We start from the raw sequence: 12,813 nt of genomic DNA, 5'->3' as shown, positions 1-12,813 counted from the left end.
TAGCTTCAATTATGTCTTTCGTTATGTCTTGTTCTTAGTTTAGGCGGGACGCCGCAGGGATGAAATATCAGTTTTCCGCGATCTATATGAGAATCCATATGATCTAAGGCTGTACCGGCTTCGAGGTCTCGAGCAGGATCGTATTCATCTCGTGGATAAACTCAAATACGTCGAATACCGGCTGGATTCGCGTTTCGTTTTTCTGCAAGTACGCTTCAAGCTGCCGCCACGCTTCGTGCATGCCTCGTTCGTCGCCGCGCGCTTTTGCAGCCAACGTCTGCGAGAACAAACGCGCGAACGGGCCATGGATCTGCAGGTATACCCACGACTTTGCCTGTACGGGAGGCAGAGCTGCGGCAAGGTTTCTGTCAACCACGGATTTAAAGCTTTCGACCAACGCTGGAATTTCCGCGAACTTCGCGGCCAGCGGCGGATTCGTTCTCTCCTCTTCTTCCCTCAGATACGGCGGGTGGAACAGCTCGGACAATGCCTGCAAGTATGGCTTGCACAGGGCGCCGTCGTCCCCGAAGGCGTGACGATAATAATCGTCGGCAATCTCGTCAAATGCCAAATCAGCGTTCCATAGCGTCGACCCGAGCACCTGCATCAGCAGACCGGTCGGGAAGAAAGCCCGCTGCACCTGACAGCTCATATAACCGTTCATACCGATGGAACGCAAATTTCGAATATCTTCATGCAAAATTTTCGCAGTGCCATCATTCCCCGGATCGTTAAAATGATCGGTGAATACATGGTAATCGAAGTCGAAACTATCGCCCTGGAAAACGTCTTGCCATGCACGCAAGAAAGCGAGGTTGTTCTCGACGCCGCTGGAGAAGGCAAGGTTGTTGCGCGCGAAGGGCGGGACCGGAACCGCCGGTCCGTCCGCCGAAAAAGCGCGGGTATAGGTGCGCGTGATCGGCGCGAACATCAGGATAAACCGCTCGGGATGCGCGATCCGCTGCGCAAGCGGCGGCCACAGCAGCTCAAAGTAGATCAGGAAGACGATCTTGACGTCAAGGCCCCGATCCGTAAGCCTGCGGTCCAGCTCGTTCAGCATCGCGACGTAGAAGTCCGAGGGCAGCGCCTCGCTGCAGCGGCTGCATTCGCATTGGTTGTTGAACATATCGGCCAGCCAGAAATGCAGAACGTCAATATGCCGGTGTTGCGCCACATAATCGACGATCTCCTTTACCATCATGTCCTGGACGGTCGGGTTGGCGTAGCAGAGGTTCGTATTCAGGGCAATGTTCTGCCAAAGTGCACGTTCGCCGTTGACTTCCGCCAGATAGGAGCGGATCTCCGGCTTGATGTCGACCACCTGCGGATCCCAGGACAGGCCCGGAATGCCGAGGGGCTCGCACGTCCAGCCATGTCCGACCGCATGATAGATCAAATTTCTCTTTTGAATCTCGTGCACCGCCTGACGGACGAGCTCGCGTGCCTGCTCGATGCTGAACGGCTCGGGCGGCAGCGTCGGATTGTGTAAATGCGAATACCAGCGGTCGAAAAAGGTATACGCTTCGCGGAACTGGATGAAATAGCCGTTGAACCCGGCCTTCGGCATCCAATCGATCATGTCGCGTAGATTCTCGTAGCTCACCGAACCTTCGATGCAGATTCCCCGATGCCGGTAGGACGGCCGCTCGCGAAGCGATACGGGCCTTGGCGCAGCGACCCGGATTGGAGCATATTCCCCCTCCGGACCCGGACGAAGCCAGCGGAAGCCTTGTTCTCTTAAATAGCGATAGACCGCTAACAAGACGCTCCTCGGGTTGCAGCCGCCGAGCGTCGCGTGCCGATCCGTCGCTTCAATGCAAATCTCGTCGTCGAACGCGCAGACCTGCTCGGAGAGCGGGCCGCTGTATGGCGTAACCGCTAAATAGATATCATTGATCTGAGATAGAGCAGTTGGATCAGAAGCATCTAAATTAGATGGAGCAGTTAGATCAAACGGTGCACTGGGAACTGCCGAGTCTGCGATCCCGATCTCCACTATCGCGTCGAGCAGTAAAAGGCCAAGATAACGCTGCAGTTCTTGCGCCGCGAATTCGATTGTCCGATCGCAGCCCGCATGATAGATCCTCCAAATCGTCTTATTCATTTTGTCCCCCCTCCACCATCAATGTACAGGAGGCCCGGATCTACGAATATGCGAGCTTTCCGCGATCCGTATGGCGATCGATGGGACTTCGCCCGCCCGCCTGCGCGGCGGATAGAAAAACCCCCTTGCGCGGCAAGGGGGGTTAACCATATATGCGGGGTTCGCCCTATGGAAGAGGGCTTATTTAGGTCAGAAGTTAATTTACGGTGTGGTCCACAGACGCCGCTTGGATGTTGCCGTATGCCCAGTGCTGGGCAGGGACGTCCGTCCACTTTTGCGCCGCAGTGGTCAGCGGGGCGATGCCCAGGGCACGGTTAATTATCGTGACGGCTTCCGCACGGGTCAGCGTTTGGCTCGGACGGAAGGTTCCGTCTTCATAACCGGAGACGATGCCCGCCTTGGCCGTCGATTCGATCGCCGCTTGCGCCCAGTGTCCCGCGATATCGCTGAAGCTGGCTGCATTGCCTGCGACGCCTGTGATCAAGCGGGCCAGCATGGTCGCCATTTCGGCGCGGGTGATCGTTTGGTTCGGCTTGAAGCTGCCGTCCGCGTAACCCTTCATGATGCCGCTTTGAGATACTTGGCCGATGGCGTCAGCCGCCCAATGATCGGCAGCGACATCGGTGTAAGCCGCAGCAGCGCCGGTTGCCGTTTGCTTGAAGGTACGGGCGATAATCGTTGCCGCTTCGGCGCGGGTAATGCTCTTGCCCGGTCCAAAGGTACCGTCCGCATATCCGGTCATGTAGGCCTTCACTTCTACGGCCGGATTCAGTCCTTCTACGCGAACGACGGTAAAGGTACTGAATTTGTTGACCGTGAAGCTGATGCCGGACTTGCCGGTCTGGCCGTAAGGAACGATTTGACCCTTGACCAGTTCTTTGGTGCCGTCGCTGTGTTCGATGAAGATCGCCAGGTCCAGCAGCTGCTCTGCCGTCAACGAAGCGTCAAGCGGCAGTGCGAGCGTCACTTCGCGGTTTTGCAGGTTGGTGTCGATCGTGATCGGACGACCGACCAGCGTGGCCTTCGCATCGCCGGATACGAGCTGAACCTGCGCTTTCGCGCGAGCTTCGGCATCCGTACGCAGCTGCTGCGCTTTGAGCGGCACCAGGTTGAAGTAAATGTCGTCACCGAAGCCGGTCAACGATCTGCTCGGCACCTTCACTTCGGCATTGACGGTGAAGAAGTCCAGATCGATCTGGTTTTCGGCAAATTGCTGCGTGGTAGCCTTCGGGAGCGTCAGCTTCGTTTCCGCAACCTCATCCTTCTCGTCCGGTACGATGATCTTGGCCGAATGAGAGCCGGCTGCCTTCAGCTGGCTAACCGTTTGGGATGCTTGGTCCACGGTAAACGTAATGTCGTCTTTCTTAACGCCGTTCGAATCCGTCGTACGTTTGATAGAGACATTCGATACCGTCGAACCTTGCGCTGCGCCGTTCTCGACGTTCGCAGGAATCGTCTCCGTCACCGGACCCGAAGGCGCGCCTCCGCCGGAAGGCGGCGTTACCGGCTCGGATTCGGTCGCAAAGTTCCACGCCGTCTTATCCGTAATGCCCGCAAAGCTGTTGTCGGACGCATCTGCAAACGCGCCGGCTTCGATTAGCACGTAATAGCTGATACCCTTCTTCAGAAGATCGCTAGTCTTGATCGTGACGGTCTTGTCCGCAACGGTGACGAGCGCCGTATTGTTGGCTTTGATCGTCGCTACGACTGCATCGTCCTTCTCGTTCTTAACGATAATGTTAAAGTTTTTCGCTACAACATTCTCACTGAATACAATCGAGAGATTCGTAGTTGCGGATACATTTGTTGCATTGTCCGCCGGGCTGACAGACGTTACCGTTGGAGCGGTCGTATCCGGCGCAATTGGCGCACTTTCGGTTTTGAAGCTCCACGCGCTACCTTCGATGCCGGCATAGTTGTTGTTTGCCAGATCTTTGAAGGCTCCGGCGTCAATCTTTACATAATAGATGGTGTTATACTCTAAATCGGCAGACGGATTAATGGTTACCACGTTGCCCGTAATTGAGACCTTATTGGAAATGGCTAAAATGGTCTCTGCCGCGTTCTCAGCATTGGTGCTCTTGTAAATCTTAATATCGGCATCCGAAGCCTTTACGTTCTCGCTAAAGGTCAGTTGCAGATTGGTATCGATTGCTACACCGGTAGCCTCTTTCGCAGGCGAGTAGCTGATGACCGTCGGCGCCTTCGTATCCGGCTCAGTTGTCGTGGTAAACTGCCAGACGTTCGACTCTGAGATGCCCGCATACTTATTGCCTGCAGCGTCTTTGAACGTTCCGTTAACAATTTTCACAAAATAGCTAGTATTATACGCCAGAGCGGCGGATGGATGGATCGTCACCACATTGCCCTGGATTGTCGATTTCGTAGCGTCGATAGACTGTACTGGCGTTTCTACATCCGTGCTTTTGTAAATCTCGATGTCGAAGTCAGTTGCCGTTACATTTTCGGTAAATGTAAGCGTCAAGTCGGTGCCGATACCTACGCCGAATGCCCCATTAGTAGGCGAATAGCTGGTCACAGCCGGCGGCGTCGTGTCGGGCTCATTCTCGGTTTTGAAGGTCCAGGTGGTGTTGTCGTTGATGCCCGCATATGCGTTAGGAGTGGCTGCCTCATCTACAAATGCCCCACTATCGATTTTTACAAAATAGCTCGTATCATAGGCCAGTTTATTCAACGTAATTGTTACTTCCGTTCCTACGATCAACACATCACCGGAGTTAGCGGGAATGGTTTGAACCGGTGTCTGGTCCGCGCTCTTGTAAATCACGATGTTGCCGTTGCCGCTGTTTGCCTTCACATTCTCGCTGAAGGACAGCTCCAGCTTGGAATCAGCAAGAACATTGTTACCCGTAGGCGAATGGCTCAATAAAGTAGGCGCATTCGTATCCGGTTTTTCGGCTGTCGTAAAATGCCAGGTCTCGCTGTCTGAGATTCCGGCATAAGCGTTGCCCGCCTCATCTTCAAACGCCCCACTATCGATTTTTACATAATAGCTTTTTTTGAAATCCAAATCAGACGGGTCGATCGTCACCACTTTTCCCGTGACATCCACTTTAGGGGAGCCAACGGCAATCGTTTGAATTAGTTCATCGTCATTCGTGCTATCGTAAATCTCGATGTTGCCGTCTTTCGCAAATACATTCTCACTGAAGGTAAGCTTCAAATCGGTTCCGATGGGCACATCGGTGTCCTCATTCCCAGGTGCATACTCTTTCACTGTCGGCGGCTCTGTATCGGGAACGGACTGGGTCGTAAACTTCCAGTTATCATTCTCCATTCTTTCGCTTTCTTTACCCTTACTATTTTGAAACATATTACTTTCAATGGTGACAATATAAGTTTTATTCGCGTCAAATTCTTTTTCAGGATCGATGGTCACTACATTACCGGATATCTTTATCCGTGAGCTGTTTGGCGCGAAATCTTCAAAGAGCAGTGGAAAATTGTCTTCTGATTCCGGATCGATCTCATCAGCGTCATAAATGGAAATGCTGGCATCCTCGCCCGGCTTCACATTCTGGTTAAAGGTGAGAACCAGGTTCGCATCCAGATCTACTTCAGTGGCCGAAAATGCCGGCGAAAAGCTGACAACCAGAGGACTACTATAAAACGCGTTGGAGGCAATCATCGTCCCGGCGTCGCCGACTGCAATTTGACGATACGTATCCGCATTATACCCAATCCCGTTAAGCGACTGGTTCGAATTCGTATGCGTGGAATCTTGCTCAACCCACGTTTTGCCCAAATCGACGGAATAGATCACGTTGCCATTAGCGCCTGCGGCCAAGAATACGCCGTCTCCGAACGATACGGCATTCAGGTCTACGGTCGTTTTGGAAGTTTGAGTTGTCCACTCCTCGCCGTCCGTAGAGGAAAGAACCGTGCCAGACGTGCCGACCGCGACGAATGTGCCGCTGCCGAAGCTGACGCTTTTCAAGTCTTCAGTTGTTCCAGACGTTATTTCAGGCGTTGGTTCAGACCAGTCGGTGCCATCGGCAGAGGTCAAAATGGTTCCTTCCTCGCCTACTGCCACATAAATAGAGCTTTGTGAGTCTTTTCCGCCGTATGCAACAGCATACAGGGATTTATCTGTAGCTACAGTGACCTTCTCCCAGCTGTCGCCATCCGAAGACGTTATAATGTTTCCGTTATCGCCTACTGCTAAGAATTGGTCGCCGTAAACGACGCCGTGAAGTGCATCCGTATCTCCAGGTGTCAGTGACGGCTCTGACCATGTAGCCCCATTGTCGTCGGAAGTCACAACGCCGCCGCTGGAACCAACAGCGGTGAATAAGCGGGTATTGTCGTCAATCTTGCCGTAAGCAATGCTATACACATCCATAACGGTGGAGATATTCGCCTTCGACCAAATGCGGCCATCGGTGGAAGTACCGATGTAACCGTCCGCACCTCCGGTAAGATAGGTACCATTAGCATAAACAATCGTATTTAGCCTGCTAGGGGTGATTAAGCTGCTTTGCAACCATTCGGTTCCATCCAAGCTCGCAAAAATGTTGCCTTCGGAACTAACGATACAGTAAATCGTACCGGTATATATAATTCCCAACAGATCGTCAGTCGTGCCGCTCAGTACGCTAGAATGATCAGCCCAATCCATTCCATCGGCTGATATAAGCAGCTTGCCCGCATTGCCTACTGCGATAAATCCGTCGTCGCCGTAGATAACACGATTAAAATTAGCCCCAAAGCTGCCTTGGTTTGTCCATTCATCCAACTCTTTTGACGCGGTTAATATTTCCCCGTCAGCTCCAACTGCTACCAATAAATCGGCGCCATAGCTGATGCCGTTTAAATTTAATTCTGAGTTTGAATTTAATCCAGAAGTAATCATTTGTGAATTCCAGGTCTGACCATCAGTAGAACTGACAATCATACCGCCGTCGCCAACGGCAACAAAATTGTCACCGTCGTAAACGATCGCATTCAAATTCTCATGGATAGCAGAATCTGATTTATCAGTCCAGCTATCCATCCCGTCGTTTGATACAAAAATACTTCCGCCATCGCCAATTGCAACATACGTATCATTGCCATACACAATGCCGTTCACACTTTGGTTTGTCTGCAAGCTCTTAGAAGCCCAGTCCGTGCCGTCGCTGGACGTTACAATTGTGCCGTCTCCGCCAACTGCAACAAACCTGTCATCTTCATAAACAATATCGTTCAAGTCCGTAACAACTTCCGAATTGTGATACTCCCACGTTCCGCCGCTCGACGAAACAATCGTTCCATCCGCCCCCACGGCTACAACAGTCGTTCCATCGCTGGCTACTGCATTCAATCCTGGCAGCGGGCTTTGCCAAGTTCCTGGCACTTCAGCCTCCGGAGGCGGAGGACTTGCCGGATCTGCCATGACGGGAACCGCGCCTACCAACAGAAGACTAAATACAAGTAAAATAGACAAAAAGCGTTTAATTTTCGTCACTCACCTTTGCTGTTTAAGTTTATGCCGCGGATTCTGTCGCAGCTAGGTCTACTCATAATTATAAATGGGTGTAACTGATTCATATAGTTTAAATCTCCTCCTAGTGTAATAAAATGTCAGAAGTATAGAAATATTTTATTACCCTATAATACTAGTATAATTTTTGTAATCTAAATAAAAAACGAAAAGGAGCACCCTGAGGTGCTCCAGTCAAATAGGTCAAGCTTGTGAAGCAAACGTGGAAGCCAACATCGGCTCGCTGCGCTCGATCCATTTGCCGTTCGTAAAGTCCGGGAAAGCCACCGGCGCCCCGCCGGCGTGAACCGACTGCTCGGACAGTACCGTCACCGCCATCCAAGTCGCCATGTCGTAGACATCGATCGGCGGGTTCGTTCGTGCAGCAACGCACGCGACAAAGTCGCGCAGGACCAAATAGTCCATTCCGCCATGTCCGCCCTTGACGCCATCGTTTAAAAATTGCTTCCACACCGGATGCTCGTATTGTTCCAGGTACGGATCAAATTTCTCCCATTCATGCGCAGGGCTGGTGCCTTCAATATAGATTGAGTTGCCGTCCTCCATCCAGACGCCCTTCGTGCCTTGAATCTGGCCGGCCCTGGAATACGGTCTGGGCAAGGTAGTATCGTGCGTCAGCAGGATCGTCTCGCCGTGCGCGCACTTCATCATCGTGGTGACGATGTCGCCGAGCTCGATCGGCGAACGCGCTGCGGGATGCGCCGGTCCGAGGTGCTCGCTGGCCCATTCGTTAATTCCCCGCGACTTGGATGCGATCGAGGTGACGCTCACGATGCGGTTGCCGCGATTGATGTTCAGGCAGGCCGCTGGCAAGCCCAAGCCGTGCGTCGGATACAGATCGCCGTTGCGGTTCAAATAGTTATGAATGCGATAATGACGGTTCTCGATGCCCGTCGCCACTTCCTCGCGCAGATCGTGCAGATAGCCCCCTCGGCAATGGATCAATTCGCCGAACAGCCCCTGCCTGACCATGTTCAGCACGGCCATCTCGTTGCGTCCATAACAGCAGTTTTCCAGCAGCATGCACGGTACGCCGGTCGCTTCGGAGGTCCGCACCAGCTCCCAGCACTCCTCGATGGATGCCGCGCCGCCGACTTCCGAGCCGACATATTTCCCGGCCCTCATCGCCGCGATGGCGATCTCCGCATGGCTCGTCCAATTAGACGCCACGATGACGGCTTCGATGTCGTCCCGCGCGAGCAGCTCTTTATAGTTCCGATAGAGAGCAGGTGTCGGCTTCGAAGCGGCTTGCGCCGCCTCCGCGGTTAATTGAAGTCTATCTTCATGGAGATCGCTTACCGCTGCGACCTCGACATCATCCATACCGTGAAGCAGCTCGAACAGACTTCTACCCCGATGTCCCAATCCGATGACGCCGATCCGGACCTTCGCCGACGAAGCTGGCATGTATCCATCTCTCCTTCGAAAATTGTGAATTCCTGTTTGACACGTTTATGCTATCATGAGCCTGATAGCTTGTATTTGTCGTTCTTCGCATTCGCGTTGTGAATTTCCGTTCTATCAGGAGAGATGAGAACCATGCCGACCGGCTTCAAGCAGCCCCATACGAGACCGTTGGACGTCCGCGCCTTTGCGCCCAGCGTACACTATGCCGAATATCAACGCATTCCGCCTATGCCGGGCAGCATGCGCCGCTTGTACGACAGTGAGCTGATGTACGTATACGCCGGCAGCATCCGTGTCCATTTCGAGGACGAAGCGTCTCCGCTTCCCTTTTTCGCCGGAGATCTGCTCGTGCTGCCTCCGGCCGTCCGCCACCGGATCGAGCTGGCAGGCATACCGGACACCCGCTTGCTCGGTCTCCACTTTGACCTGTACGACGAACTGGACATCGCCTTCGAGCACCAATTGGTTATCCAGGATGGGAACGAGCAGGGAGATCGGATCTGTTATTGGCCCGTCGCTGCGGACGGAAGTCTTGTGTTCGCTCGCCGCTATCGTTCCGTTCCCCAGGAGCTCGTGACCTGGCTGGAGCAAGCAGCGGAAGCCTTCCACGCCACCCGCACCGCCGCTTCACTCGCCTGCCGCGGTTATATGCAGCTCGTCCTGTCCACGCTCGTCGGCCTCTCGCTGGAGCCGCAGCGCCAAAACGTCACTGCCTATCAAAAGCGGCTGCTTGAACTGAAGGCGGATCTGCAGCAGAGCCTCCATTTGCCGCATACGAACAAGACGCTGGCTCGCGCGCTTAACGTCAGCGAGGATTACTTTATCCGCCTGTTCAAGCAGCTGTTCGGCGAATCGCCCCAGAAATATTTGCAAAGGCTCCGCCATCAAGCGGCCAAGCGCTACCTGCTCGAGACGGACGAAAAAATCGAGCGAATCGGCGTGTTGGTCGGCTACGACGACCTGCACAACTTCAGCCATGTGTTCAAAAAGTGGCAGGGGATCTCCCCGCAGCAGTATCGGAAGTTGTTTAGGGGCGGGGTGTCTTGAGGTTTGCTCCCCCTCGGTGCGGGATGCTGTGGAAATCCACCCTCTTTCGGCGGGAATAAGCCCCGAATCCATAGGACCGGGGCGGTTGGGCGGTTGGGCGGTTGGGAATTTGGGGCAGCGAATCAGAATCAGAGTGTATTTTTATAAACCACGGCATCTTTCATAATGAACCGTATGTTGCTTTGATCCGCCAGGATATCCAAATCCTCGACCGGATTGCCGTTGACGATGAGCAGGTCCGCAAAGGAACCTTCCTCTAAAACGCCTATTTTGCCCTCCGGATACGGATTCTGAAAAGTAGATAATTGAATGAGTTCGTAAATATTTCCGGTCGCCGCCACGATGCCGCGAAAACTGCCGAACCGCGACTTGAATAATCTGAAATCGTCTAATTGTATTTCTGCCGCCCTGTCAATGTCGCCAAAGGCGTCGGTTCCGTATAAGATGGGAAGGTTGTATTTGTCGATCCATTCGGTTGCGCGTCTTTCGCCATCGCGAAAATCTTCAATCAGCTTGACCGTCGATTTCGGCAATCCTGTCGTGGGATATTCTCTGCCCAACTGGGGGCCGGGCGTGATCCAAATGCCTTGGTCGGCAACGATCCTGGCTGTTTCTTCGTCGAGCAGCGTGGCGTGCTCGAAGCACTTTACGCCCGCTCGGGCCGCTCGCTGCATGGATGGCGGCGTATACAAATGCGCCATAACATAGGTGCCGTAGTCAGCCGCAGCGTCCACGGCGGCTTTCATTTCCTCGAAGCTGAACTGTACGGTCCAAATCGGATCGTAAGCGGAGCTGAACCCGCCCCCGGCCATCAGCTTGATCTGGGACGCTCCCAAAAAAAGCTGCTCTCTGACGGCGCGAATCACCTCGTCGACGCCATCTGCAAGGACCGACAGCTTGCTGTTCAAATCGGCGGAAGCATAAATGCTGTCCGCGATCCGTACCTCCGCATGGTTGGCCCGGATATCGCCGTGCCCGCTCGTCTGTGAGATCATCGCATTGGAGGGCAGAATCCTGGGGCCGTCCAGAAAGCCATTGTCGATGTTTTTCTTTAAGCCAAAGGTGATGCCGCCCGCATCGCGCACGGTCGTAAATCCGCGCAGGAGCATTTCCTTGGCGAAACGGACAGATCGGACAGCCTTCTCGTCGATCCGCCAGCCGTCGGACAGCGAATGGCCGGTTATGGATAAATGAACATGCGCGTCCGTAAGTCCCGGTATGACGGTATGGCGCGCCGCATCATACACGGCCTCAAAGTTTTCTTCCGTAACAGCGCCGCGAATAATCTCTTTCACAAGATTTTCCTCAATAACGATATGGACGTTTTCTTGCAAAGCGGCATTTTTACCGTCGAAAACGTTGGCGTTTTTAATCAACGTATTCATGCTTGCACCTCGTTTGGGTTGAGCTCGCCATGCGCCGGATAGGGATCGTCAATCAGGCGATTCCATTCAAACGCTCCTTTCAGCATTTGAAAAAGTTGAAGCAGCGCGCTGGCGATTCCCGCAGCGCCGTGCATATACCCTTTATTCAAGGTGATGTTGTCCGGCTCAAGCCTTGTCTCCGCAAGGGGCCAAGCGATCGCGCCGTTACCCGTTTCCCGCGCTTCGCCAAGAAGGACTTGGGCGCAGCGCTTCGCCACCTCCAGATTCTTTCGATTCCCGAAGGCCGCGTATAGCGCCACATGAAATTGAAGAATGGACGCCGTGCCGCAGCAAATGCATGTATTATTCCAGTAGCCGGAGGATTGTAATTCCGGCGCATCGAGACTGAGCATGCCCTTGCTCATCTCTTCGATCTCGCGCTTGTAACGATCGTCTCCCGTCATACGGTAGAGCTGATAAAAGATCTTTGACGTCCCGCCGGCTCCGTGGCATGAGCCCAAATACAGCGTACGTTCCTCCGGGTCATCCGTCAGTGGAACAAGCCTTCCTTCCGACAGGGGAACAGAGATGGCACGCAGATGTTCCGCTGCCGCTGCAGCAGAAGACAGGAAATCCTCGTCTTTCGTATGTTCGTAAAATACGGACATCGCATAGCCGATTCCGGACGTACCGATGACAAAATTGGGGAAGTTGTGCGGATAACCGGGCGGCTTGACATCCCACGCTTGGCCGCCTCGAGGATGCGGCCGCTGGCTCTTCAAAATCGTTTTCGCCGACGCCACGGCCAAAGCATGCAGCTTCTCGTCGTTTCGTACGATTGCCGTCCTCAGCAATAGAAGTGCAATGCCGGCGTCTCCAATGGCATAGTAGGGCAACCCCGTCCAGCTTACATCGCCGTTGCCGCGTTCGGCCGATTCGGACAAGTATTCCGCAATCTCCTGCAAAGCGATGAAGCTCCCGGTGTCCCGCGTTTCTTTGTAATACGCAAGAAGCGCAACGCCTATACTCCCAACGCCTGAATTGACGTTCAGCTCATAACCTTTTGCATTCGGGTTCTGGATGCGCAATTGCTTGCGCCAGTGTCGGCAAAGATATCGGAAGCCTTCTTGAGCGATTCGCAAATATTCGCCGTTCCCGGTCGTCTTAAACAGCTCGAGGTAGAAGTAGGAAAGGCCTGCTGCCCCGTTCTCGAATCCGAGGTCGATATTCGCGTCAGGCGTACCCGTCCAATAATATCCGTCCGGATCGGACACGCCGAATTGCTCAATATAACGATGGGCCTGATGCGCTGCTTCAATCAGATCGGCCGCTTTCAACTGGGGGACAAAAGCAAACGGCTTTCCGATCGCATGGGTATGATCGCTCAT

6 protein-coding genes are annotated in these 12,813 nt (G+C 53.7%); 1 reads left to right on the top strand and 5 read right to left on the bottom strand.

The features are described from left to right. Positions 1 to 103: 103 nt before the first annotated feature. The 3 genes from ACFSR7_RS02415 to ACFSR7_RS02405 form a co-directional block, all read right to left on the bottom strand. The gene (locus ACFSR7_RS02415) at positions 104 to 2,104 is read right to left on the bottom strand and encodes a DUF4838 domain-containing protein (RefSeq protein WP_378158808.1); all 2,001 of its coding nucleotides are present in this window, start codon (positions 2,102 to 2,104) and stop codon (positions 104 to 106) included. 196 nt (positions 2,105 to 2,300) lie between these two features. Then, positions 2,301 to 7,571, bottom strand: coding sequence for an Ig-like domain-containing protein (locus ACFSR7_RS02410; protein ID WP_378158807.1), 5,271 nt, complete (start codon positions 7,569 to 7,571; stop codon positions 2,301 to 2,303). Positions 7,572 to 7,790: 219 nt separating this feature from the next. Further along, positions 7,791 to 9,014 carry a Gfo/Idh/MocA family protein gene (locus tag ACFSR7_RS02405; RefSeq protein ID WP_378158806.1) on the bottom strand — a complete coding sequence of 408 codons (1,224 nt, stop codon included), beginning with the start codon at positions 9,012 to 9,014 and terminating at the stop codon, positions 7,791 to 7,793. 132 nt (positions 9,015 to 9,146) lie between these two features. On the opposite strand from ACFSR7_RS02405, the gene ACFSR7_RS02400 reads away from it, so the two are divergent. Next, complete coding sequence (locus ACFSR7_RS02400; protein WP_378158805.1) at positions 9,147 to 10,061, top strand: helix-turn-helix transcriptional regulator; 915 nt, start codon at positions 9,147 to 9,149, stop codon at positions 10,059 to 10,061. Positions 10,062 to 10,189: 128 nt separating this feature from the next. On the opposite strand, the gene ACFSR7_RS02395 is transcribed toward ACFSR7_RS02400, so the two are convergent. Both ACFSR7_RS02395 and ACFSR7_RS02390 read right to left on the bottom strand, forming a co-directional pair. Beyond that, positions 10,190 to 11,446 (bottom strand): metal-dependent hydrolase family protein, encoded by a 1,257-nt coding sequence (locus ACFSR7_RS02395; RefSeq protein WP_378158803.1) that lies wholly within the window; start codon positions 11,444 to 11,446, stop codon positions 10,190 to 10,192. Next, positions 11,443 to 12,813, bottom strand: coding sequence for a lanthionine synthetase LanC family protein (locus tag ACFSR7_RS02390; RefSeq protein WP_378158802.1), 1,371 nt, complete (start codon positions 12,811 to 12,813; stop codon positions 11,443 to 11,445). Before ACFSR7_RS02390 ends, ACFSR7_RS02395 begins: the two co-directional genes overlap by 4 nt.

Origin of the sequence: Cohnella sp. GCM10020058 (assembly GCF_042683485.1) — a bacterium.
GTDB lineage: Bacteria > Bacillota > Bacilli > Paenibacillales > Paenibacillaceae > Cohnella.
Note: the sequence above shows the minus strand (reverse complement) of the source record. Positions and strands in the feature narration are given on the sequence as shown.